This window comes from Amycolatopsis sp. cmx-11-32, from assembly GCF_047608695.1.
Lineage (GTDB): Bacteria > Actinomycetota > Actinomycetes > Mycobacteriales > Pseudonocardiaceae > Amycolatopsis.
Map to the genome: position 1 here is coordinate 825404 of NZ_JADNQN010000001.1, position 22172 is coordinate 847575.

The window sequence follows — 22172 nt, forward strand, 5'->3', positions numbered from 1 at the left end:
CAGCTTGGAAAGCCTGGATCAGATCACGTTGACCGAGGTGGCCTGCGGACCCTTCGCGCCCTGCCCGATCTCGAACTCCACGCGGGCGTTCTCCTCGAGGCTACGGAAGCCGTTGCCCTTGATCTCGCTGTAGTGCACGAAGACGTCGCCGCCGCCGTTGTCGGGAGTGATGAAGCCGAACCCCTTCTCGGAGTTGAACCACTTCACAGTGCCCTGAGTCATAAAATCTCCATATGCAACACAAACAAACAGGAAGCCACGTCGGCAGCCCGGGTCATGACCAGACGGTTTGCTTCCCCGGAAACACGAGGAGACACTACGCCCGCTGAGTTCTGCGAGCGTGAACCAACACGAACACAAAAAACGAGACCTGAAGCAGTAAAGCACACCTCACGCAGGCCGACAAGCATCGTCACCCGGGTGTGCGCGGCCTCGCAGTACCCTTTACCGCTGGGCTATTCGCCACTCGCCGCACGCAACGGTACATCGGCGCCGAACGGTGAATAACGCAAGGCCTCCCGATTCGTGGCCACGACGGCTGTGTCGTGGGTCTCCGCGTCCGCACTGAACTGCACCGGCACGACGCCGGAAACGGACTTGCTCTCCTGTGGCTTTTCGTCAGCCATGTTTTCTCCCTGTGTCAACACAACGCTCGAAGTACCGCGTGCGGTAGTGCGTGCCAACAACCCACCGGCGGACGGCGGCGGCCCTGTGGTCGGTGGCGCGGTAGTCAAGGACCCAGTGGCCGCACCGGTCCATATCGGACTCTCGGTGTTGCCGCGATTGTGCCACGACCGACCGACAAAAGCCGATCTCCGCGACCTGAACTCAGCCGAGTCGTCACTGACTTCCCACCCCTTGGGGCTGGTGGCGGCCGCCCCACCAGGGTTCCTGTGTATCCCCTGAGAAAAAAGTACCGCCCGGTAATCGGCTGATCGGCCCTACTGTCCACCCTGCTGCGGCCTCGCGGCGCCCAGCAGGCTCGTCAGCCGGACGTCCGGCGTCACCACGTCCGGATCCGTCCTGATGTCGATCACACACGGCCGTTGCCGGACCAGTGCGCTCGCGATGATCGGCTCCAGCTCTTCACGGTCGTCCACGGTGTACCCGGCGGCGCCGAGCCCCCGTGCCCACGACGCGAAGTCGGTGGTGGGGACGGTGACCCCCGACAGCCGTCCGTGCTTGCGCGCCTGGTGCACGGCGAGCGGACCGTGCAGCCCGTTCTGGAACACCAGGACGGTCACCGGCACGCGGTAGCGGACGGCGGTCTCGATCTCCTGCCCGGTCATCAGCGCGCCGCCGTCGCCGACCATCGCGATCACCGTCCGGCGCGGCTCGGCGAGTTTCGCCGCGATCGCCGCGGGCACCGCGTAGCCCATGGCCGCGTTGCTCGGGCCGAGCTGACTGCGCGGCGCGGTGAAACACCAGTAGCGGTGCATGAACTGGGCGAAGTTGCCCGCGTCGCTGGTCACGATCGCGTCTTCGGGCGCGAGCTTGCGCACCGCGCGGATGACGTCGGCGGGGTGGATACGGGTGGCGCCGCTGGTGTCGGGCGGTGTCATGAAGGTGTGCACGGCGGCGTTCGCGGCCGACGCGCGGCGGGTCCGCGGCGAGGCGACGTTGCGCAGTTCGCGCAGGAACGGCTCGACCTCGGAGTCGACCCGGAAGGTCAGGCCGCCGCGCCGGGCGGGCTCGATCCCGGTGCCGACCAGCACCAGCGTCTGCGACGGCGTCGGGTAGCGGAAGGACTGGGTGGTGACCTCGTCGAGCTGCGTGCCCAGCGCGAGCACGAGGTCGGCACGCTCCAGCGCGTCGAGTTGCCGCGCCGGGATGCCGATGCCGAGGTGGCCGGCGTAGCGCGCGTGGTTCTCGGGGAAGGCGTCCTGGCGGCGAAACGCGTTGTACACCGGGAGCGCCAGCTCGTCGGCGACGGCGATCAGCTCTTCCCGCCCCGCTCGCGCCCTTCCGCCGACGATGACCACCGGGTACCGGGCCTCGTCGACCAGCTGCGCGACCGCCTCGGCTGTCCGGCCGAGCGCGCCGGTGGCAGGCGGTTTGACGGCGGTGACCGGCTTGGCCGAGTCGAAGGGGACGCCCCAGAAGTCGGCGGGGACGGCGACGACGGTGGGCCCAGGCCGCCCTTCGCGGCAGCGGGTCAGCGCCTCGACCAGCAGTCCGGGGACCTCGTCCGGGGATTCCGCGCGGCCCGTCCACTTGACGAGGGGCTCGAACATCGCGGTCAGGTCGGCGGTGGGCAGTTCACTGGTCGGGCCGGGGCTGGACGGCGGGTTCTCCAACAGGACGACCATCGGGCTCTCGTCCTGGTACGCCGTGGAGACGCCGATCGCGAGGTTCGCCGCGTTCGGGCCGCGGCCCGCCAGCAACACCGCCGGCTGCTCGGTGAGCTTGCCCTCGGCCTCGGCCATGAAGGCCGCGCCGGAGTCGTGCCTCGCCGAGACGAAGGTGATCGACCGCTCGCGTTGCAACGCGTCGAGCAGATCGAGGAAAGACTCACCCACCACCGCGTACACGCGGTGGATTCGCGCCTCGGTCAGGATCCTCACGGCCGTCTGGGCGACGGACGCTCCCGGTTGGTATCTAATGACAAGAGCTTAGGCGGGCGGTGATCGGTGCCGTCAAGCGATCTTTCGATTCCGGCAACCCCGGGGCGCAGAATGTCCGATATCGGAACGTGTTCGAGCAAGGGAGCACGAAAACGTGACCTCAGCCACCGCAGGACGTGAAACTGTTTTCACCTACGGCGCACCGGCCTTGAAGTACGGCGCCGGGTCGAGCGACGAGATCGGCTACGACCTCACGCAGTACGGCGCCCGTCGGGTGCTCGTGCTCACCGACCCGGGTGTCGCCGCGACGGGCTGGCCACAACGGATCGCCGAAGGCATCGAGACCTACGGCGTCGAAGCGGTCGTCTTCGACGGCGTGCACGTCGAGCCGACCGACGTCAGCATGCGGAAGGCCGTCGACTTCGCCAGAGGACAGGGCGAGTGGGACGCCTTCGTCGCCGTCGGCGGCGGGTCGGCCATCGACACCGCGAAGGCGGTGAACCTGTTGACGAGCAACGACGGCGACCTCATGGATTACGTCAACGCGCCGGTCGGTGGCGGTCGAGCGCCGAGCGCGCCGCTGAAACCGCTGGTCGCGGTGCCGACCACCACCGGAACCGGCTCGGAGAGCACCACGGTGTGCGTGCTGGACGTGCTGTCACTGCGGGTGAAGAGCGGCATCAGTCAGCTGAAGCTGCGGCCCAGCCTCGCCGTGGTCGATCCGAGGCTGACCGTTTCGCAGCCGCCGGAGGTCACCGCGGCGAGCGGGATGGACATCCTCTGCCACGCCGCGGAAAGCTACACGGCCAAGCCGTACACCGAATTCGACCGCAAACGCCCCGAAGACCGGGTTCCTTACTGTGGCGCGAATCCGCTGGCCGACATGTTCGCCGAGCAGTCGCTGCGGCTGCTCTCGTGGGCGCTACCGGCGGCCGTGGCGGACGGCTCGGACATGAAAGCGCGCGAGGCGATGGCGCTCGCGGCGACGTTCGCCGGACTCGGGTTCGGCAACGCCGGCGTGCACATCCCCCACGCCAACGCGTATCCGATCGCCGGACAGGTCAGGGAATTCCATCCCGCCGGTTATCCGGGTGAGGAACCGTTGGTGCCGCACGGGATGGCGGTCTCGCTGACCGCGCCCGCGGCGTTCCGCTTCACCTTCGACGCAAGTCCGGACCGGCACCTGCGGGTGGCCCGGTTGCTGGCCCCGGACTACGAGTGGCCGGGTGATCTGCAGGACCACCTGCCCGCGGTGCTGCGGCAGCTCATGCGGGAGACCGGGATCCCCAACGGGATCGGCGCCGTCGGCTATGCCGAGTCCGATGTGGACTCACTGGTTTCCGGCACGGTCAAACAGCAACGACTGCTGGCGACCGCGCCCCGTGCGGCGTCCGAAGAGGACCTCGCCGGGATCCTGCGGGATTCGGTGGAACTGTGGTGAACGCCGAGTACCCGCACTGGCAGACGATTCCGTTGCGGTGGAAGGACAACGACGTCTATGGGCACGTCAACAACGTCGTCCACTACTCGGTGATGGACACCGTGATCAACACCTGGTTGATCGAACGCGGCGGGCTCGACATCGAGACCGGCGGGGTCATCGGGCTGTGCGTGGAATCGCAGTGCAAGTACCACGCTTCGGTGTCGTTCCCGGGAGAACTCGAAGTCGGCCTGCGGGTGGGGCATCTCGGACGGTCGAGCGTGCGTTACGAGGTCGGGATGTACTCGAAGGAGAGGGTGATCGCGGAGGGCCACTTCGTGCACGTCTTCGTCGATCGCGAGTCCCGGCGCCCGGTCGCCGTCGAAGGTCTACTCAGGGGCGCGCTGGAAGAACTGCGCACTGGGCTGGGGTAGCCGAGGCGCCCACGCGTGCATGAGCTGGGCGTAGCGCGTGGACCGGTCCATGAGTTCGAGGTGGGTGCCGAGGGCGGTCTCCTTGCCGTCCATCACCAGGACCCGGTCCGCGCGCAACGCCGACGTCAGCCGGTGCGCGATCACCACCAGCACCCCGCCCCGCTCGGCGAACGCCCGTTCCGCGCGGGCTTCGGCGGGCGGGTCGAGGTGCGACGTCGCCTCGTCGAGGACGACGACGCCCGCGTCGCTCGCGTACACCCGAGCGAGGGCGATCAGCTGCGCCTCACCGGCGGACAGCGCCCCGTGCCCGATCTCTCCGTCGAGCCCGCCCAGCCGCGTGACCAGCGGTTCCGCTCCGACGGCGGTGATGGCCGCCCAGAGTTCGGTGTCCATCGCGGTCTGCGCGAACAGGCCGGTGTTGTCCCGCACGGATCCGGCGAAGACGTAGGCCTCCTGCGGGATCAGCGCGACCATCCGGTGCCGCAGCGCCGCCGGGATCTCCCGGACCGGGGCGCCGCCGAGCAGCACCCGGCCCGCCTGCGGTTCGAGCAGCCCGGTCAGGAGCCCGGCCAGTGTCGACTTGCCGATCCCGCTCGGCCCCACCACCGCGAGCCGCTCGCCGGGCCGCAGATGCAGATCCAGCCCGCGCACCACCGGCTCGGCCGCCGCACCCCAGCTGAAGGTCAGGTCGCGTACATAGATTGCGGTCCCGTCGGGTTCGGCCGTGCCGTCCGCCTCCGGCTCGGCCTCCGCGGTCTCCGCCAGCCGCCGCAACGCGACGATCAACCGGAGCACCACGGTGCTCGCGGTGGCGGCCAGCCCGCGTAACGCCGGTTGCATCGTCGTCGCGAGGTAGACGAGCGCGCCGAGCGCGGCGCCCGCGGTGAGCACGCCGTCCCTGACCATGCCCGGTGCCACCAGCAACGCCAGGAGCAGCGGCACGAAGGCACCGGTCGCGATCACCACCGTCCGGGCCGCCCCGGACCGCGCCACCCGAACGGCCGCCTTCGCCTGCGTGTCGACGGCGTCGTAGAGCTCAAGCGCGGCAAGGGGTTCCGCGCCACAGGCGACGACGTCACGCATACCGGACAGCGACGCGCCCGCGATCTCGGCGGTTCGCTCGTCGGCCAGCGCGAGCGCGCGCTGACGGCGGGCCAGCGACGGCAGCAGGCAGGCGAACACGAGAATCGCGACCACCACCGGGATCGCGACGATCAGCGCGAGCGAACCGGCGACGGTGAACAGCCCGGCCAGCGCCGCGACCGTCGTCACGATCATCCCGCGTGCCTGCACCAAAAGCCCGGCCGTGGCGTCGCGGACCACTTCGACGTGCTGGGTGATGCGGGCGACGCCGCTGGCGTCCGGCTGGTTCCGCGGTGGCGACGGATCGTGCAGGACGCCGCGCACGACGGCGGTCACCAGCGCGTCGCGCAACGGCTCGACGACTTTGCCAAGCTGATGCCACACCAGCCGCGAACCGAACGCGCCGATCACCGCGACCAGGCCGAAGATCGCGAGCCAACGCAGTCCGGTGCCTGGCCGATCCGCGGCAAACCCCTCGTCAACCGCGAGTTCGACCAGGCGACCGGACAAGAACGCGGGCGCGCTCTCCAGCACGGAACAGGCCAGCAGTACCAGCCCGCCTCTCCACTGCCCGGCCAGCGCCGAGCGGTAGAGCCCCCAGACGCTCACTGCGCGCCCTCGGTGCTCGTTGGCGAACCTTCGTACTCGGCTCGGTATGCGCTATTCATGCCTGCTCCGCCCCCAGGCTCCCGGTGAACACTGCCTGATACGCCGGATCCCGCCACAGCGCCTCATGCGTGCCGATCGCGCGGACCCGGCCCTCTTCCAGCCACACCACCGTGTCCGCCCGCGCCGCGGTGGCCGCGCGATGCGTCACCACCACCCGGGTCCGGCCGGGCAGGGTGCGTTCGATCGCCTCTTCCACGGCGGCTTCGGTGACCGTGTCGAGGCTGGCGGTGGCGTCGTCGAGGATGAGCACCCTCGGCGCGTGCGCGATCGCGCGCGCCAGCCCGATCCGCTGCGCTTCCCCGCCGGAGAGCGGGGTTTCCGAAAGCGGCGTCCGGTAGCCGTTCGGCAGCCGGACGATCAGGTCGTCGACCTGCGCGGACTGGCAGGCGCCGCGCACGGCGGCCTCACCGGCCCACGAGCCGTACCCGACGGCGTCGCCGATGGTCGCGCCGAGCAGCGCGGGCCGCTCGAAGGCGAACCCGACGACCGCGCGGAGTTCGTGCGGCCGCAGCTTGTCCAGCGGACGGCCGTCGAGCGCCGCCGTCCCCTCGTCCGGGATCAGCAGCCCGCCGAGGACGTTGACCAGCACGGACTTCCCCGCGCCGGAGCGCCCGACGACCGCGGTGAACCGGCCGCCCCGCACGAGCAGGTCGACCTCCCGCAGCGCGCCTTCGACGGTGACGCCGCGCAGTTCGAGCGTGCCCCGCCCGGGGACGACCCCCAGGTCACCCGGTTCGGGGACCGGCGAGTCCAGCACCGCGTTGATCCGTTCCGCGCATGATCGCGCACGGGAAAGTGTGGTGAGCAAAGGAATCTGGGTGATCAGGCCCATGCCGAGCGCGACGTAGCCGAGCGCCGCGAGGACCTGCCCGACGGACAACCTGCCCGCCATCACGCCGAAACCGGCGGCGGCGAGCACCGAGAGTTCCACCGCGGGCAGCAGCAGGCCGGAGCGCCACACCATCCTGGCCTGCGTGCGCCACATCCCGCGACCGGCGAGACTCAGTTTCGGCAGTGGCCGCAGTACGCGATCGGCCTCGCGGTCGGCGGTGCCCGACGCGGCGATCGTGCGCAGTCCGGTGACGGCGTCGACCATCCTCGCCGCCAGTTCGCCGGAGACCTCTTGATAGGTCAGGACGTCGTCGGCGGTGTTCTTCAGATGGGTGCGCGCGAGCATCAGGCCGAACGGGATGCTGCCGAGGAAGACGAGCGCGAGCCGCCAGTCCATCAGGGCGAGCAGGATGACGGATCCGCCGGAGATCAGGGTGGTCGACCCGAGCTGGACGACGACCGAGGCGACCAGTCCGGCGCCGGTGCAGTCACCGGTGAGCCTGCTGATCGCGTCGCCGTCGGCGAAGGCCGAACGGGTGCCGAGCGCCAGGTAGCGGTCGGTGAGCCGTCGGCGCAGCCACGCCGTCGAGGAAGCCGTCATCCGCGCGGCCAGGATCCCGCCGATCAGGCCGACGGCGATCTCGGTGATACCGAGGACGATCAGCCAGGAGACCTCGGGAAGGCTGGGACGTCCGGCAACGGCGGCGTCGACCGCGGCCGCGAGCGCGCCGGGCAGGAGCAGCCCCGCCGCCGTCCCGGCGAGCGCGGTCAGTGCCAGCCCGAGCAGGCGGGGGCGATCGAGTGCGGTCACGGTGACCAGCAGGCGATCGGCGGAACCCGCCATCCCACTCCTCAAGTCCCTAAGTCGAAGGTGAGGGGCCCTTTCCCCCCCCGTCTCACGCGGTGAAGGGCGCTTTACCCGCGTCGCATGCGGGGAAAGTCCCCTTCAGCTCCGCGTCCCATTCCTTCGAACGTGATCCCATCGAGATGCATCGTTGGGCAAAATGAAAGCGCGGGAGCGGCGCACTTGGCCTGTGCCGCTCCCGCACCTTCAGTGCTCAGCCGATGATCAGTGGCAGGTCAGCAGGCTGATGGTGCTGTTCGCGCAGGAGGCGAGCAGGCTCAGGTTGCTGGCGCCGCCACCGCCGCCGCCGTGACCGCCGTCGAGAACCTCGGGAGTTTCCAGGGCCTGCAGGTCGAGAACCAGTTCCATGGTGTTCCCTTTCGTTGATTTCTTGGTCCGCCGGTCTTAATGGCCGGCAGTTCGGGAGGACAGGAAGGGCAGCGCGGCCTTCCCGTCCAGGGTGGCGGCGAGGGCGAGCAGGATGCCCGCGCCACCGGTGACGACGTCCATCGACAGCCGCAACAGCTGATTGCCGGGGAACGCCAGGCCGCCCTTGTACGGCACCGCGTACCAGGCCAGCCGGGAAAGGTGCAGGTCGATGGTGTCGCGGACACGCTCGTCCGGTTCGGCGCCCATGGCGAGCGCGGTCATCAGCCCGCTCCGGCCGAACAGCAGGCCGGGGTGGATGACGAACTCACCGCGGCAAGATTCACGCAGGCCGGGAAGGCTCTTCAACGCCTTCGCGTCGGGACGGTACTTCGCCAGCTCCTCGGCGACCATGAGGATCCCTGCGCTGCCGACACCCGCGTAGGGCAATGTCCGGGTCTCGCCGTCGCGGACCTGTAGCGAGCCGTCGTCGGACTCGGCGCACTCCTCGATGTCCCGCTCCAGCGCCTGGTCGGCGAAGGACAGCCAGCCCTCTTCGCGGGTGCGCTCGAACAGCCGGATGAACAGCAGCGCCGGACCGGACCAGCCGTTGAGCAGCCCTGCCCTGGCGAAGTCACCGGGCGGGTCGGCGGTCTCGAGCGCTTCGGCGAGCCGGACGGCGGTGGCGAGCGCCTGCCTACCGGACTCGTTGTCCTTACGGGCCACCGCGAAGTGCAGCTGGGTGAGCCCAATGCCGGACAAGCCGCCTTCGAGACCGTGATCGGTGGTCTGCTCCACCAGCGTCGCCGACGCCGTCAGCAGCTTGCTGGCCTCTTCGCGGTAGCCGAACTCTTCGAGGACGTACGCGATTCCGTACGAGCCGTCGTAGAAGCCCGGGCGTCCCGGCGGATCGCGGCGGATCGAGTCCAGCAGCCAGCGCTCGTGATCGGGATGGCGCTCACCGCCGGCCGCTTTCAAGGCGTAGAGGACGCCGGCCGCGCCGTAGCCGAAGCACGCTCCGCCGACGCGGAACTGCTCGATGTCGCCGGGGAAGAGCCGGTCGGCGCGTTCGGGGGTCGCGCTGGCGAGGATCGCCTCGGTGATCTGCTTGCGGACCAGCGCCCAGTCCGGCTTGTCCTGGTCCAGTTCGGTCACGCTCGTCAGCGGCGGGATGTCCCGGGGTGCGAGCTCCGCGACGATCGAGTCGGCGTAGCCCTCCGGGACGTCGAACCGCTTCTGGACGAAGTCCGCGAGCCCGCGCAGCTTCGCCGGGGCGAGTTCGAGGAGCGTGGTGAGCGGCAGGAAGATCCACAGCTTCAGGACGGCGAGCGCGTACTCGTCGACCTCGAACCCGTTCCGGTCCCGCGGGGCGCGGAAGCCGGGTGCGCCGAGGGCGGGCCGGTCGCCGCTTTCGACGTCGGAAGCCATCTCGAAGTCGATCAGCGAGACGGCGTCGTCGTCCCCGTCGACCAGGATGTTCATCGAGTGCAGGTCGCCGAAGACGATCCCGCGGCCGTGCACCTCGCCGACCATCCCCTCCACCCGCCGGACCAGCGCCAGCGCGCGTTCGGTGTAGGTGGCGATGTCGGCTTCGGTGGTGTCCCGCCGGGTGAGCGGATAATTGCGGGCGAGCCAGCTGCCGAGCGAGACGCCCGGCATGTACTCCATCGCCAGGAAGTGGTGCTCCCAGACGGTGAAGCGGTCGAAAGCGGTGGCGATGCCGTCGATGCCCTTCAGCCGCTCCAGCACCTCGTGCTCACGGCGCAGGCGTTCGACGGCGTCGATCCCGTCGCGGTCCAGGCCGGCGAACGGCCTGGCCTCCTTGAGGACCACCTCTTCGCCGTCGGAGTTCCGGTCGGCGAGGTACACACCGCCGCCGTTGGAGAAGTGCAAGGAGCTCTTCACCCGGTAGGGGAACTGATCCGCGTCGCCGCCCTTCCGAGCGGCGAGATGAGGTGCGAGGAACTCCGGAATCGTCACCCAGTCGGGTAAGGAGAAGGTCGGTTCGCGCTTGTCCGGGACCAGTGTCCCGTCCGGTTTGCGCACCGCGAGGACACGCTTGCCGTCGAGTTCGACCCATTGCTCGGCGAATCCGCCGTAGCGGACGTAGAGCGGCCCGGCACCGTACCGGAGATCACTCAAAATGTACGCGCCTGGCTCCCCGTCGAGCTTCGCGGACAACTCGGCGAGAACGCGCTCGAGCTCGTTGTTGTCAGCTGGATAAAGAGTCAGTAACTTGCCGCTTCCGTCACGCGGAGCGTATTTGGAATTTCGTGCCAGCAGGGTGCCCCGTGAGCGCAGGTGCTTGTAGGACAGATTGTGCTCGATACAATGCTCATGCACCTTCACGAGCACTCGTTCGGCGTTGTCCAAACCTGCCGACACGTGGATTTTCCAGCCCTGCAAAGGAAGGTTTCGAGCAAGAGGGTGCAGCATCCGCCACACTCCGCGCATCCCGGTGCGCCAGCCGGACTCGGGAGCGGGCAACAGGGAGGCGAAATCGTCGGCGGCGTCCCCGGATTCACGCTGCTCATCGAAGAACAGCGGATCGGCGAAGCAATACGCTTCGTACCGGACATCCATCGAGCGACCCCTCCTTCGCACCAATCGGATGAGCCAACTGCACCATCGCGATGAGGAATATTCCACCCGCCGGACAGCGAACGGCCAATCCGCCATACCGGGGGTTCGGATGGGCTGTTCAGGGACGTGAATTCGAAACCTACCGAATGGTAGGGGTACCCAGGGTGAGATCACCGCTGTTTTCAACCACCCGGTCGGTGTGTAACAGGACCGCGCTTGTCCCGTAATCCCTGGTCCGGGTACTGAACACAAGAATGCGCGACCGAATTGACCGAGCGCCGACCGAACGCGCTTCGTGATCTATTCACCCGGGGTCTGGACCACTCGTGCCCTCCGTGGCCCCCGCCACGTCCCCTGCTGGTCGCCCGTCGACGGCGATGCGCCCGAAGGTACGTTGTCGCCGTCGGAGTAGGTAGGGAGGCGTGCGTGATCACAGGCTTCGCGGTGACCGTCGCGATCTGCGCGACGCTGGTCGCGGCGTGGAGTTTCGTGCAGTCCGCGCGCAAGAAGCTGCCGGACAACCCACTGCTCGCCGGTCTCGCCGTGGTTGAGATTCTCCTGGTGGCCCAGCTCGTGATCGGCGTCATCCTGCTGATCGACGGCGGCCGCCCCGGCAGCATGGCCACCTATCTCGCCTATCTGATCGGCTGCCTGGTCGTACTTCCGCTCGGGACGTTCTGGGCACTGGCCGAACGCACGCGGTCGAGCACCGCGATCCTCGGGATCGCCTGTCTCGCCATCCCGGTGATGGTGCTCCGGCTGCACGAGGTGTGGGCGGGCGCCAGTGCCTGAAGAAACCGAGGAGAACACGGTGGACACCGCTACCGACACCCACCCGGACAAGACCTCCGGCCCTGGACGGATCCTGGTCGCCGTGTACGCGATTTTCGCGCTGGCGGCGACGTCACGCGCCGCCGTGCAGATCAGCACCAAATTCCACGAGGCCCCGCTGGCCTACGTCCTCTCCGCGTTCGCGGCCGTCGTCTATCTCCTGGCCACCGTCGCACTGGCCCGCCGCGGCGCCGGATGGTGGCGGATCGCGTTGCTCGCCTGCGGCATCGAACTGCTCGGCGTACTGACCGTCGGCACGTTCAGTCTTTTCGACCGTGCGGCCTTCCCGCACGCGACCGTGTGGTCGGTGTACGGGCAGGGCTACCTCTTCATTCCGCTGGTGCTGCCGGTGATCGGGTTGTTCTGGTTGCGTAGGACGAAGCCGTAGCGGCCGGTATTGGCGGTGTCGCGTGACCAGACGAACAACTCGCGTGACGGGATGGACGACACACGTGTCCAGAGGGACGACTCGCCGCGCAGCCCGGCCGAGTGTTCCAGGTCCGTGAAGGACTCCTTGAGGGACTCTGGGTCCCTCAAGGAGTCCTTCACGGACCGCGATCCTGACTCATCCACCGTAGGAACTCAAGAAACCCCTGGCTTTCACTTCTCGAAGCACCCTTTCTCGTTGACCGGCCCGAACGAGGGCAGGACGAGGCCGCACAGGTACCCGTCGATCCAGCGCCCGTTGCCCGCGGCGTTGGTGAGCACGCGGATCGCCGGTGCGAACGCGGCGATGCCCTTGGCCAGCGAATCCTGGTTGCGCTGGAGCATCGACGTCAGCCGGTCGAGTTGTTCGAGCACCGGCCCGAGTTGCCCGTCGTTGTCGGCGATGATGCCGTCGAGGGCGGTCGCGAGCCGTTTCGAGCCGTCGAGCAGGTCCTTGATCGCCTGTTGCCGGGTGGAGATCGCGCGCAGCAGCGCGTTGCCGTCCTGGATCAGCCGCTGGACCTCGGTGTCACGGTCGACGAGGGTCTGCGAGACCTGCCGCGTGTTCGCCACCAGTGTCCGGAGTTGCCGGTCGCGGGACGCGATGGTGCCAGAGAGCTTCGAAATCCCGTCGAGCGCCGCGCGGACGTCGGCAGGCGTATCGGCGAAAGTCGCCGAGATCGCGTCGAAGCTTTTGGCGAGCTGATCGACGTCGATGGCGTCGACGGTTTTCGACAGATCCCGAAACGCTTCAAGGACGTCATACGGCGCGGTGGTCCGCCGCAGCGGAATCGCGTCGCCCGGATCGAGAACGTTTTCGCCGCGCGGGTCGAGCGCCAAGTACTTCTGTCCCAAGACGTTCTTGATCTGAATGGACGCGCTCGTGGCTTCGCCGATCCAAGCGCCCTTCACCCGGAAGGAGACGACCACCCGGTCGCCCTCGAGGTCGATCTCCGACACCTTGCCGACCTTCACCCCGGCGACCCGGACGTCGTTGTCCGTGCGCAGCCCGCCCGCGTCGGAAAATTCCGCGGAATAGGTGGTACCACCGCCGATCACCGGCAGGGCATCGGCGTTGAGCGCCGCCGCCATCCCGAGCGCCATCGTGGTGAGCCCGGCGAGCGCCATCTTGACCGGATCCACCGCGCCGAAGGACCTCATCGTCTCACCTCGCAGGTCACGAGCGGGCCAGCCTAGGGGCAGGCCCGTCCGATGGCCAGGCGAAACGTTGCACCGATCGGGTGGCAGCGTCTGTCCACTAAGGACTTCTACTTGGGGTCGAGCCTGACTTCGTAATGCAGCGTTTTGTGTTTCTTCAGCCGATGCAGGAGGGGGACGAGGAAGCCGTGCAGAAGCCGGTGCTTCCTGGCCAGGAGATCAGCCGCGTGCCGCGCCTCCTCGCCGTCGAGGAGGCGCACCTGCCCACTGACCGGCTCCCCTGTCGGGTCCCCGCGGAATGTCGAAGGAGCGATTTCGACCCGCGGATCGTTCCGCATCCGCTTGGCCTTCCACGCCGCGTCATACGTGCGGATGTACGCGTGATCCCCTTCGACGGCGATGTTGACCGGCGTTCCGATCGGCGTCCCGTCCCGCTTGAACGTCTTCAACAAGATCGTCTTCTGGTCGATGAACCTGTCGAGCTGTGCTGTCATGCCACTCCGGACGATGCCGCCGCGCGAAACGTGACAACCTAGCGCCAGAGGTCGTCGGCCGTCCCCCGCGCGACATGCTCCTCGTAGACCTCGACCTTCCGGTTGATCAGCGCCAGGCAGTCGGCCAGCTCGGCGATCCGCTCGTGGACGCTGCGCTGATGTTCTCTCAGCAGGCCCAGTCGCTTTTCCTCGTTCCCCGGCCCCTGCCGGACGAGCTCGGCGAACACGCGGATGGTGGCGAGCGGCATCCCGGACGCCCGGAACTTCGTACAGTTCAGGAGCCATTCGACGTCCTGCTCGGTGTAGACGCGACGGCCGTTCGGGTCCCGTTTCACCGGCGCCGCGAGCAGCCCTTCCTTCTCGTAGAAGCGAAGTGCGTGCACGCTGAGGCCTGTTCGGTCGGTGACCTTGCCGATCGCGAGTTCCGTCACCTCGCCGACGATAGCGGTTGACCTAGAGAGCCCTCTAGCTCCTAGCGTTCGCCGCATGACCACCTCACAGCACAGGATCGGGTCCGGCTTCGACGCACGCACCACCGCGCGGGAAGTCCTGCGCGGGATCGACCTCTCGGGGAAACTCGCCCTCGTCACCGGCGGATATTCGGGGCTGGGCCTGGAAACCACGCGTGCGCTGGCGAACGCCGGCGCGCGCGTGGTCGTTCCCGCCCGCCGTCCGGCCGAAGCGGAGGCCGCCCTCGCCGGGATCTCCGGCACCGAGGTCGGCGAGCTGGACCTCGCCGATCTGGCGAGCGTCGAGACCTTCGCCCGCCGATTCCTCGGCTCCGGACGCCCGATCGACCTGATGATCGCGAACGCCGGGATCATGGCCGCACCGGAACGGCGGGTGGGCCCCGGCTGGGAGTCGCATTTCGCGATCAACCACCTCGGCCACTTCGCGCTGGTGAATCACCTCTGGTCCGCGCTGTCGGCGTCCGGCGGCGCCCGTGTCGTCGTGGTGTCCTCCGCCGGTCACCACTCTTCGCCGATGCGCTGGGACGACGTCCAGTTCGAGCGTGGCTACGACAAATGGCTCGCCTACGGCCAAGCCAAGACGGCGAACGTGCTGTTCACGGTGCAGCTGGACGCACTCGGCGCCGAACACGGGATCCGCGCGTTCAGCCTGCATCCAGGCGCGATCCTCACCCCACTGCAGCGGCATCTCCGACGGGAGGAGATGGTCGGCTTCGGCTGGATCGACGAGCACGGTGACCAGGCCGACCCGGATTTCAAGTCACCGGAGCAGGGCGCGGCCACCCAGGTCTGGGCCGCGACCTCACCGCGGCTGGAAGGCATGGGCGGGCTCTACTGCGAGGACTGCGACGTCGCCGAAATCGCGCTCGAAGAGGGCGAGTGGGTCGGCGTCCGTCCCTACGCGATCGACGCCGGTGAGGCCGCGCGGCTCTGGCAGGTATCCGCCGGCCTCACCGGGGTCAGTTCCAGAACTTGATCTCGGGGTTGCCCGCCACCGGCCCGTCCAGCAGCGGCTGACGCCCGCCGCGCAGGTGCTTGTCGAAGAACGCGGAGACGTAGACCCTGGTCAGCGACATTCCGCGCTCGCCTCCGAGGGTGCCGGGCGGGGTGAGGCCGAGCTGCTCGCCGAGCACGCCGACGTCGGTGAAGGACGGGTGCCCGGCCGCCGCGACACTGACCCAGCGCTTCCAGCCGGTGAGGTTCGGCCAGTTGGCCGCCCAGGTCGTGTCGGGACCCACCGGCGTGTACTCGCTTTCTCGGCCGAGCAACAGGAACGGCCGGTCGATTCCGGACGCGGGGATCGGCGACCACAGCCTGCCGTCCATGTCGACGCCGGCGCGGATCCGCTGATCGGCGGCCATCGCCGTCGGCGTGCTGTAACCCCCGATGGAATGCCCGGCCATGCCGATCTTCGTCCGGTCGATCAGCCATGACCACTTCGACGAAGGCCTGGTCAGCGTGTCGAGGACGAACGAGGCATCCAGGGCGCGGATCGGCGGGAGCAGCGTGGAGTCGGACCCGCAGGCGGCGCATCCGGTGACCCGCCCGCCGGGGAAGGCGGTGCCGTGGGATTCGTAGTTGTGGCCGATCACCGCGACGACGAAACCCTTGCTCGCCAGTTCTTCCGCGAGTCCGGTGAGCGTGGTGCGGGGTTTGCCGAACCCTGGCGACAGGACGACCAGCGCACGCTTTCCCGGCAGCGGCGGGGCGTCGACCCTGGCGCTGGTCCGGACTTCGGCGAGCCGCCAGGGGTCGACGTCCGGGACGCCGGATTCGGTCAGAAACGCCTTGGCCTCGGCCAAGGTGAGATACGGCCGTTTCGGGCCGGCCGGCAGGAGAGCCGGGTAGAACATCGACACCATCAGCTCGCGTGGCCCGGTCGGCACCCAGGGGTCCTCGCGCGACCGGTCGATCAGGTGCAGGTCGGTGGAGCCGACGGGATGCGAGCCGGTCGGCGGTGGCAACGTCAGTCGTGGGGCCGCCGAAGCCGGGCTCGCCAGGGACACCACGGCGGCGAGGGCGACCAGCGTGACGAGAAGCCTTCTCATGAGGATTCCGTTTCTGTCGAGGATCTTCCGCCACCCAGCCTGTGCCCCGGCGTCGTCTTCGCGCGTCTGTCGCAGGTCGTATCCCGAGGTCTGTCCCGAGGGGGATCCGCGTCGCCCGATCCGGGGTTACGCTCGGTCGGTGCTGGCCCTCTTCAGAAATCGCCCGAAGGCCGTGGACACCGGCCTGACCGTACTCATCGGACTGTCCACTGTGGTCACCGCCGACGACCCGGAGGGCTTCGAGTGGTGGCTGGCCTCCTTGGTGTCCTTGGCTTCCTTGCTGGTTCGGCATCGCAATCCCGTGATGACGTTCGCGGCCGGGACCACGGTCTCCCTCCTGCATCTGATCATGGGCAACGATCTCCACCCGGTCGACGTCGTGGCGTTGCTCGGCCTGTTCTCCGTCGCGGCCTGGGGGTCGCGACGGCTTTCCTTCGCGCTGCTGGCGGCGGGACTGCTCGTCACCGCCGCGTGGTCGTTCTATGCCTCCGAAGCGAACACGCGGACGCCGGTCCCGATGCCGCCGCGGATCATCGTTATCGACCCGCTGGCACCGCCGACCGAACGCGACGACGACCAGGTCCAGGACTGGGGCGGCTTCCCCGGCGTCGGGTTGTCGCTCGCGGTGGCGTGGCTGGCCGGGCTGAACACGCGGCAGCGGCGGATCCGGCTGTCGGCGCTGGAACAGCGGGCCGCCGATCTCGAACGCGAGCGGGACACCCAGGCCGCGCTGGCCGTCGCCGCCGAACGCGGGCGGATCAGCCGCGAACTGCACGACGTCGTCGCACACGCGCTTTCGGTGGTGGTGCTGCAGGCTCAAGGCGCCCAGGCGGAACTGGACCGGCGACCCGAGCGAGCGCGGGAGGCGCTGGACGCCATCGTCGGCACCGGGCGGACCGCGTTGAGCGAGATCCGGCGGCTGCTCGGCGCGCTCGGCCAGGACACGCCGGATCGGGAACCCCAGCCGGGCGCGGAACGCCTGCCACGGCTGGCCGCCGACGTCCGTTCCGCGGGCACGCCCGTCGAGTTCGCGGTCGAAGGAGAACCCCGGCCACTTTCGTCCACAGTGGACTTGGCGGCCTACCGGATCGTGCAGGAGGCGCTGACGAACGTGGTGAAACACGCCGGCCCGGGCGCGTCGGTGACTATCGTGCTGCGGTACGAGCCCGACGAGCTGGAGATCGAGGTGACCGACGATGGCATCGCGACCGAAGCCCCGTCCGGAACCGGGCACGGCCTCGAAGGGATGCGGGAACGGGTGAACGTCCTGGGCGGCACTTTCGAAGCGGGACCGCGCCCCGAACGCGGCTTCGCCGTCCGCGCGACCCTGCCGTCATGACGATCCGGGTGGTCATCGCCGACGATCAGGCGCTCGTGCGCACCGGCCTGCGGATGATACTGGACAACGCGGAGGACATCGACGTCGTGGGCGAGGCGGGTGACGGTGCGGAGGCCGTCGAGCTGGTGGCGGACCTCGATCCCGACGTCGTGCTCATGGACATCCGGATGCCCGGGATGGACGGCGTCGAGGCCACCGCCGCGATCGCCGCCGACCACCGCGCCCGTGTCCTGGTGCTGACCACCTTCGACCTGGACGAATACGTCTACGCCGCGCTCCGGGCGGGGGCCAGCGGGTTCCTGCTCAAGGACGCGCTCGCGCCGGACCTGCTCTCCGGCGTTCGCGTCGTGGCCTCCGGCGAGGCCACTCTCGCGCCCACCGTCACCCGGCGGCTGCTCGACCGCGTCGTCACCGGCCTGCCCGTGCCGTCGCCGGACGACAGGCTCGCTCTGCTCACCGGCCGCGAACACGAGGTGCTGCAGCAGCTGGCCCGCGGCCTCTCCAACGCCGAGATCGCCGGAGTGCTGTTCCTGTCGCCGGGGACGGTGAAGACCCACGTCGGCCGCATCCTCTCGAAGCTCGGGCTCCGCGACCGGGTCCAGGCCGTCGTCTTCGCCTACGAGTCCGGGATGATCAGCCGCTGACCGTGGCGGGAGCGCGCCAATGCTTGCCGCGGCGAGGCCGCCGGTGCTGACCGCGCCTGCCGAGATCGCCGAGGTCGTCCGGGCGGCGCGCGGCGAACTCGTCGGCGGTGATGCCCATCCGCACCAGGTACTTGATCTCGCCTCGCACCACTTCGGTGTCGCGCAGCCTGCCCTCCTCGCGGAAGCCGAGGCTGCCGTGCAGCGAAAGCGACGCCAGATTGCCGCCGTACACGCTGACCTCGCATTTACGGAAGCCGCGTTGTTCGAACATATGCGTCAGGAGGACGCTGATGGCGTCCGTGGCGTAGCCGCAGCGCTGGTGGCGTGGGGCGATCCCGATTCCGTAGCCGAACAGGCCGGTCACCTGGTCGGCGCCGATGGTGCAGACCGAACCGACCAGCATGCGGCCTCGGACCGTCTCGATGCCGAAGTGGATATCGTCGCCCGCGGAACCCGAACGGTGCGAGGCCCAGTGCCGGTGCCCGCCGCCGATCAGCGGCGTCGCCTCGCGGGCCATGTCGCGGTCGAAGCCCATCAGGACCCGGCGGTCCCGGAGGCCGACCTCGCGCAGCCGCACCTTCCGTCCGACCTGCTCGGGCTCCGAGGTGGAGCGGCTCACCGCGTCCGGCCGCACGGGCGCTCACGAACGATCACAAGCATCCCAGAACGATATCGGTAGCCGGGACGGGAGCTCCACAGCCCATCGTCGGGCCCGTGAATGAGCCTGGCCACACAGTCTCTGACGCAGGAGCCTAGAACCGGCCGCAGTTCCCCGTCGCGGGCTTTCCGGCGAAGCGTTCGCTCAACCAGTTCGCCGCGTCGCCCTGGGCACTGGAAATCCCCAGGATGTGGGAAAAGATCGGGCTCAACGACAGGATGTCCTGATAGCGCACGTTCGCGCCCTTGGCGCACCAGTCCTTGCCGAGCTGTTTGCCGATGCTCGACGGGATGACGTCGTCGTTGGGCGTGTGCGCGACCAGCACCGGCACGGCGGGCCTGAGGGTGCCGATCCGGTTCGCCGCGACGATGCCGCGGAAGGGCTCCTGCTCCAGGTAGGCCGAAACGGGACGGCCGTCCTTCGTCAGCTGTGCGGTGTTGCGGTACATGTATTTCAAGACGGCGTCCAGCGTGCAGGTCTTCCGCGCTTCTTCGAAAAGCTGCCTACCGGCGTCGTTGGCGAGATCCAGGATCTTGGCGTCCGGATAGGCCGCGTTGAGGCCGACCAGCGAATACCCGAGGAAACCGACGTACATTCCGCCGTCCAGGCTCTTCGCGAGCGCCGCCTTGTCAGCGGGCGCCGCGCCGACGTAGGCGCCTTTCAAATCAAGTTCGGGAGCGTAAGCGGGTGCCAGCTCGGCCGCCGACGCGGAGGCGCCGCCGCCTTCCGAATAACCCGCGATGCCGACGGGCGAAGCGGGCGAAAGCCCGGTGCCGGGCAGGCGTTGCGCCGCCCTCAGCACGTCGAGTACCGCGTGCGCTTCCGATTCCCGCACCACGTAGGTGTGCTCCCCCGGTGTCCCGAGACCTTCGTAGTCGGTCTGGGCGACCGCGAAACCCTTGTCGAGCAAAGCACCCACGAAGGAGTTCTGGAACCCGGACACGAAGTCGCCACCTTCGCCGGCCATGGACTTCGACGGCGCGCATTGGTCGCCCATGCCCGCCGTGAACGGCGCGTACGCCACGACCGGACGCTGACCCGGCCCGCTCCATGCCTTGTCCGGCACCAGAACCGTGCCGGTGATCGGTATCGCGCGGTTGGCGGCGTCCCGGCTCAGGTACATGATCCTGGTCGACTTCGCACCGCTGAAGCTCGAAGGCAGCGTCTTGATCACGTCACCGTTGCCACCCTGCGGAAGCGGTGACGGAGGTTCGTAGAAACCAGGTGCGGCCTCGGCGGGAACTGCCCCGAAAGTCAGCAAAGCCGCTGTCACCACTCCGGAAAGCAGCGCACGCCGCCGAGAGGACCGGGAGAATCCGTGCATGCTGAACCCCACCCACCGAGTTCGGATTCGCTCGCGGATCCGCGAGCGAAGCCAACAGTGGCGGCACGCTTCGGCGGCGTCAACCGGCTCTTGCTCGCCTTGTGAGCCAAAGAAGAAGGCCTGAACGGGTTCTTGTCACTCGCTGTCGAGTAGCTCGTCCCAGTCCGGCGCCGCCACGAAATGGACGTCGTACCGTTCGTGGATCCGGTCGATCTCGTCCTTCGACAGCTCCCCGCTCAAGATGTCGGGCAGTGCGCGGAAGTAGTCGAAGCGCTCGACGGCCGGAGCCAGCGTGATGAGGACGTCGGCGGCGGTGTCCGGGGGTGCGGCGAACGCGTGCCGCACGCCGGGCGGGACCACGGCGTAACCGCCTCTTTCGAGGGTGAGCGACTCGGTGCCCACCATCATGCGCAGCGCTCCGTCGAGCACGTAGAACGCCTCCGCGGACTTCTCGTGATAGTGCGGCTTCGTGCCCGGCTCTCCGGCCCGCAGGTACAGCCGGTTCGCGCCGAGTAGCCCGCCCGTGTGACCGCTGTCGGCCAGCAACCACAACGCGGGCTTCTCGATGGTCTCCGCGTCTCCTGCCCGAACCACCCAAGCGTCGTTCGTCATAGCTCTCCCCATCTAGTTGAAGTCTTCAACCAAAACTAGACTGAAGTAGTTGAAAGCGTCAACTGCTACCTTGGCGGCGTGACCAACTGGCTCGAAGCGGATCAGCAGCGCGACTGGCGGGCGTTCATCGAAGGATCGGTCCGGTTCGTCGACCTGCTCGACCGGAGGCTGCGGGAGCGGCACGGACTGTCGCTCGCGGAATTCGAACTGCTGGTGAGGCTCTCCGAAGCGGACGGGCACTCGATGCGGATGGCCGACCTCGCCAAGTCGGCGTACTACTCGCGCAGCCGGCTGTCCCACCGCGTCAACGGGCTGGAGACCCGTGGCCTGGTCCGGCGGGAGTCGGCCGCCGAGGACGGACGAGGGGTAAGCGCACTGCTCACCGAAGCGGGACACGAGACTTTGCGGCGCGCGGCGCCGGACAACCTACGCACCGTCCGGGAGCATTTCGTGGACGTGATCGGGCCGGAAGACCTTCGGGCCGTCGGCCGGGCCATGACAGCCGTCACACGTCGGCTAGATCACTGAGCACCCCTTGAACGACCGAAGACCCCCACCCGGTTCGGGCAGGGGCCTTCGGTATGAAAAAACGTCAGATGGCGACGACGCGCTGGGCCTGGGGGCCCTTCTGGCCTTGGCCGATCTCGAACTCCACGCGCTGCCCTTCATCCAGGGACTTGAAGCCGCTCCCCTGGATTTCCGAGTAGTGCACGAACACGTCCGGTCCGCCGTCGTCCTGCGCGATAAAGCCGAAGCCCTTTTCGCCGTTGAACCACTTAACGCTGCCCTGAGCCATACTTTTACCTGCTCTTCATAGCGAGTCTGAGCCCATTCGATGCTCCGATCTCAGTAACCATTCTGACAGGTGCCGCCGGAGAGCACACGCCGTGTCCCAAAAAACTCTGAGATCCGAGTCGCGAAGAAGAACTTTCCGCAGGTCAGCGCGGTGCCGGTGCCCAAAAATTTTTACCCCTGGCGAGTCGTCCGGAGGGTCGGCTCCCGACCTCGACGTCGTCGGGTTGGTCGATCGCGAAGGCGATCGCTCCGGCCACCGCCGCGGGATCGATCCCGAGATCGGCCATGGTTCCCTTGACCCGCTCCCGGAGGCTCGGATCGTCAACTGCGTTGTCGATGAGTTCGGTGCGGACTTAGCCGGGGGAGATCGGTGACGTCCACGCTGATGGCGGCCGCCTGGCCACCGTCGGCTTCGATCTCGGCGGCGAGCCGGTCCAGCCGGTCGGCGCGGCGGGCGCAGAGGACGACGGGCGCGCCGAGCGAGGCGAGGTGGCGCGCCGTCGTTTCACCGATCCCGCCGCTGGCGCCGGTGATGGCGACCACCCTGCCGTGCAAGGTCACGAACATCCTCCGACTAGA

24 protein-coding genes are annotated in these 22172 nt (G+C 68.5%); 8 read left to right on the plus strand and 16 right to left on the minus strand.

Annotated elements, in window-relative coordinates; genetic code table 11:
- Positions 1–18 precede the first annotated feature (18 nt).
- From ACM6LR_RS04165 to ACM6LR_RS04175, 3 genes are all read right to left on the minus strand, one after another.
- On the minus strand, positions 19–222 hold the full coding sequence (locus ACM6LR_RS04165; RefSeq protein WP_414936179.1) for a cold-shock protein: 204 nt from the start codon (positions 220–222) through the stop codon (positions 19–21).
- Between the two features lie 233 nt (positions 223–455).
- Positions 456–626, minus strand: a complete 171-nt coding sequence (locus tag ACM6LR_RS04170; protein WP_414936180.1) for a hypothetical protein — start codon at positions 624–626, stop codon at positions 456–458.
- 315 nt (positions 627–941) lie between these two features.
- Complete coding sequence (locus tag ACM6LR_RS04175) at positions 942–2603, minus strand: thiamine pyrophosphate-binding protein (RefSeq protein WP_414937079.1); 1662 nt, start codon at positions 2601–2603, stop codon at positions 942–944.
- Positions 2604–2718: 115 nt separating this feature from the next.
- On the opposite strand from ACM6LR_RS04175, the gene ACM6LR_RS04180 reads away from it, so the two are divergent.
- Together ACM6LR_RS04180 and ACM6LR_RS04185 are read left to right on the plus strand one after the other, a co-directional pair.
- A complete protein-coding gene (locus ACM6LR_RS04180; protein ID WP_414936181.1) occupies positions 2719–4005 on the plus strand; it encodes a hydroxyacid-oxoacid transhydrogenase in 1287 nt (428 codons plus the stop codon).
- Entirely contained in the window at positions 3999–4418 is a 420-nt protein-coding gene (locus tag ACM6LR_RS04185) for an acyl-CoA thioesterase (protein WP_414943170.1), read from the plus strand. Before ACM6LR_RS04180 ends, ACM6LR_RS04185 begins: the two co-directional genes overlap by 7 nt.
- Here the strand turns inward: ACM6LR_RS04185 and ACM6LR_RS04190 are convergent.
- The 4 genes from ACM6LR_RS04190 to lanKC all read right to left on the minus strand — a co-directional run bounded on the left by ACM6LR_RS04190 (position 4374) and on the right by lanKC (position 10794).
- Positions 4374–6110: an ATP-binding cassette domain-containing protein gene (locus ACM6LR_RS04190; RefSeq protein ID WP_414936183.1), complete on the minus strand. Its 1737-nt coding sequence runs from the start codon at positions 6108–6110 to the stop codon at positions 4374–4376. The genes ACM6LR_RS04185 and ACM6LR_RS04190 overlap by 45 nt on opposite strands.
- A gap of 55 nt (positions 6111–6165) precedes the next feature.
- Positions 6166–7845 carry an ABC transporter ATP-binding protein gene (locus ACM6LR_RS04195; protein WP_414936184.1) on the minus strand — a complete coding sequence of 560 codons (1680 nt, stop codon included), beginning with the start codon at positions 7843–7845 and terminating at the stop codon, positions 6166–6168.
- A 225-nt stretch (positions 7846–8070) separates the two neighbouring features.
- Positions 8071–8214, minus strand: coding sequence for a SapB/AmfS family lanthipeptide (locus ACM6LR_RS04200; protein ID WP_414936185.1), 144 nt, complete (start codon positions 8212–8214; stop codon positions 8071–8073).
- 36 nt (positions 8215–8250) lie between these two features.
- A complete protein-coding gene (gene lanKC / locus ACM6LR_RS04205; RefSeq protein ID WP_414943171.1) occupies positions 8251–10794 on the minus strand; it encodes a class III lanthionine synthetase LanKC in 2544 nt (847 codons plus the stop codon).
- Between the two features lie 426 nt (positions 10795–11220).
- Between lanKC and ACM6LR_RS04210 the strand changes: the two genes are divergently transcribed.
- On the plus strand, positions 11221–11586 hold the full coding sequence (locus tag ACM6LR_RS04210; RefSeq protein ID WP_414936187.1) for a hypothetical protein: 366 nt from the start codon (positions 11221–11223) through the stop codon (positions 11584–11586).
- 19 nt (positions 11587–11605) lie between these two features.
- The gene (locus tag ACM6LR_RS04215) at positions 11606–12013 is read left to right on the plus strand and encodes a hypothetical protein (RefSeq protein WP_414943172.1); all 408 of its coding nucleotides are present in this window, start codon (positions 11606–11608) and stop codon (positions 12011–12013) included.
- Positions 12014–12225: 212 nt separating this feature from the next.
- Here the strand turns inward: ACM6LR_RS04215 and ACM6LR_RS04220 are convergent, their stop codons facing one another.
- From ACM6LR_RS04220 to ACM6LR_RS04230, 3 genes are all read right to left on the minus strand, one after another.
- A complete protein-coding gene (locus ACM6LR_RS04220) occupies positions 12226–13212 on the minus strand; it encodes an MCE family protein (RefSeq protein ID WP_414936189.1) in 987 nt (328 codons plus the stop codon).
- Between the two features lie 107 nt (positions 13213–13319).
- A complete protein-coding gene (locus ACM6LR_RS04225) occupies positions 13320–13703 on the minus strand; it encodes a PPOX class F420-dependent oxidoreductase (RefSeq protein WP_414936190.1) in 384 nt (127 codons plus the stop codon).
- Positions 13704–13741: 38 nt separating this feature from the next.
- Entirely contained in the window at positions 13742–14134 is a 393-nt protein-coding gene (locus ACM6LR_RS04230) for a MerR family transcriptional regulator (protein ID WP_414936191.1), read from the minus strand.
- Between the two features lie 55 nt (positions 14135–14189).
- Between ACM6LR_RS04230 and ACM6LR_RS04235 the strand changes: the two genes are divergently transcribed.
- Complete coding sequence (locus ACM6LR_RS04235) at positions 14190–15149, plus strand: SDR family NAD(P)-dependent oxidoreductase (protein WP_414943173.1); 960 nt, start codon at positions 14190–14192, stop codon at positions 15147–15149.
- On the opposite strand, the gene ACM6LR_RS04240 is transcribed toward ACM6LR_RS04235, so the two are convergent.
- The gene (locus ACM6LR_RS04240) at positions 15133–16221 is read right to left on the minus strand and encodes an alpha/beta hydrolase family protein (protein WP_414936193.1); all 1089 of its coding nucleotides are present in this window, start codon (positions 16219–16221) and stop codon (positions 15133–15135) included. The genes ACM6LR_RS04235 and ACM6LR_RS04240 overlap by 17 nt on opposite strands.
- A 139-nt stretch (positions 16222–16360) precedes the next feature.
- On the opposite strand from ACM6LR_RS04240, the gene ACM6LR_RS04245 reads away from it, so the two are divergent.
- Both ACM6LR_RS04245 and ACM6LR_RS04250 read left to right on the plus strand, forming a co-directional pair.
- Positions 16361–17560 carry a sensor histidine kinase gene (locus ACM6LR_RS04245; protein WP_414943174.1) on the plus strand — a complete coding sequence of 400 codons (1200 nt, stop codon included), beginning with the start codon at positions 16361–16363 and terminating at the stop codon, positions 17558–17560.
- On the plus strand, positions 17557–18204 hold the full coding sequence (locus ACM6LR_RS04250) for a response regulator (protein ID WP_414943175.1): 648 nt from the start codon (positions 17557–17559) through the stop codon (positions 18202–18204). Before ACM6LR_RS04245 ends, ACM6LR_RS04250 begins: the two co-directional genes overlap by 4 nt.
- On the opposite strand, the gene ACM6LR_RS04255 is transcribed toward ACM6LR_RS04250, so the two are convergent.
- The 3 genes from ACM6LR_RS04255 to ACM6LR_RS04265 form a co-directional block, all read right to left on the minus strand.
- Positions 18194–18838 carry a GNAT family N-acetyltransferase gene (locus ACM6LR_RS04255; RefSeq protein ID WP_414936196.1) on the minus strand — a complete coding sequence of 215 codons (645 nt, stop codon included), beginning with the start codon at positions 18836–18838 and terminating at the stop codon, positions 18194–18196. The genes ACM6LR_RS04250 and ACM6LR_RS04255 overlap by 11 nt on opposite strands.
- Before the next feature lie 118 nt (positions 18839–18956).
- Positions 18957–20186 (minus strand): lipase family protein, encoded by a 1230-nt coding sequence (locus ACM6LR_RS04260; protein WP_414943176.1) that lies wholly within the window; start codon positions 20184–20186, stop codon positions 18957–18959.
- 135 nt (positions 20187–20321) lie between these two features.
- Positions 20322–20798 carry a cupin domain-containing protein gene (locus tag ACM6LR_RS04265; RefSeq protein ID WP_414936199.1) on the minus strand — a complete coding sequence of 159 codons (477 nt, stop codon included), beginning with the start codon at positions 20796–20798 and terminating at the stop codon, positions 20322–20324.
- A gap of 78 nt (positions 20799–20876) precedes the next feature.
- On the opposite strand from ACM6LR_RS04265, the gene ACM6LR_RS04270 reads away from it, so the two are divergent.
- Positions 20877–21326 (plus strand): MarR family winged helix-turn-helix transcriptional regulator, encoded by a 450-nt coding sequence (locus tag ACM6LR_RS04270; protein WP_414936200.1) that lies wholly within the window; start codon positions 20877–20879, stop codon positions 21324–21326.
- Between the two features lie 64 nt (positions 21327–21390).
- On the opposite strand, the gene ACM6LR_RS04275 is transcribed toward ACM6LR_RS04270, so the two are convergent.
- Both ACM6LR_RS04275 and ACM6LR_RS04280 read right to left on the minus strand, forming a co-directional pair.
- The gene (locus ACM6LR_RS04275; RefSeq protein WP_005149851.1) at positions 21391–21594 is read right to left on the minus strand and encodes a cold-shock protein; all 204 of its coding nucleotides are present in this window, start codon (positions 21592–21594) and stop codon (positions 21391–21393) included.
- Positions 21595–21914: 320 nt separating this feature from the next.
- Positions 21915–22160, minus strand: a complete 246-nt coding sequence (locus tag ACM6LR_RS04280) for an SDR family NAD(P)-dependent oxidoreductase (protein ID WP_414943177.1) — start codon at positions 22158–22160, stop codon at positions 21915–21917.
- Positions 22161–22172 lie beyond the last annotated feature (12 nt).

Bases quoted from the DNA above. Each gene is read 5' to 3' on its own strand.
- ACM6LR_RS04165 (WP_414936179.1), bottom strand. From the start codon at position 222: ATGACTCAGGGCACTGTGAAGTGGTTCAACTCCGAGAAGGGGTTCGGC.
- ACM6LR_RS04170 (WP_414936180.1), bottom strand. From the start codon at position 626: ATGGCTGACGAAAAGCCACAGGAGAGCAAGTCCGTTTCCGGCGTCGTG.
- ACM6LR_RS04195 (WP_414936184.1), bottom strand. From the start codon at position 7,845: ATGGCGGGTTCCGCCGATCGCCTGCTGGTCACCGTGACCGCACTCGAT.
- ACM6LR_RS04200 (WP_414936185.1), bottom strand. From the start codon at position 8,214: ATGGAACTGGTTCTCGACCTGCAGGCCCTGGAAACTCCCGAGGTTCTC.
- lanKC (WP_414943171.1), bottom strand. From the start codon at position 10,794: ATGGATGTCCGGTACGAAGCGTATTGCTTCGCCGATCCGCTGTTCTTC.
- ACM6LR_RS04220 (WP_414936189.1), bottom strand. From the start codon at position 13,212: ATGAGGTCCTTCGGCGCGGTGGATCCGGTCAAGATGGCGCTCGCCGGG.
- ACM6LR_RS04225 (WP_414936190.1), bottom strand. From the start codon at position 13,703: ATGACAGCACAGCTCGACAGGTTCATCGACCAGAAGACGATCTTGTTG.
- ACM6LR_RS04235 (WP_414943173.1), top strand. From the start codon at position 14,190: ATGACCACCTCACAGCACAGGATCGGGTCCGGCTTCGACGCACGCACC.
- ACM6LR_RS04240 (WP_414936193.1), bottom strand. From the start codon at position 16,221: ATGAGAAGGCTTCTCGTCACGCTGGTCGCCCTCGCCGCCGTGGTGTCC.
- ACM6LR_RS04250 (WP_414943175.1), top strand. From the start codon at position 17,557: ATGACGATCCGGGTGGTCATCGCCGACGATCAGGCGCTCGTGCGCACC.
- ACM6LR_RS04260 (WP_414943176.1), bottom strand. From the start codon at position 20,186: ATGCACGGATTCTCCCGGTCCTCTCGGCGGCGTGCGCTGCTTTCCGGA.
- ACM6LR_RS04265 (WP_414936199.1), bottom strand. From the start codon at position 20,798: ATGACGAACGACGCTTGGGTGGTTCGGGCAGGAGACGCGGAGACCATC.
- ACM6LR_RS04275 (WP_005149851.1), bottom strand. From the start codon at position 21,594: ATGGCTCAGGGCAGCGTTAAGTGGTTCAACGGCGAAAAGGGCTTCGGC.
- ACM6LR_RS04280 (WP_414943177.1), bottom strand. From the start codon at position 22,160: ATGTTCGTGACCTTGCACGGCAGGGTGGTCGCCATCACCGGCGCCAGC.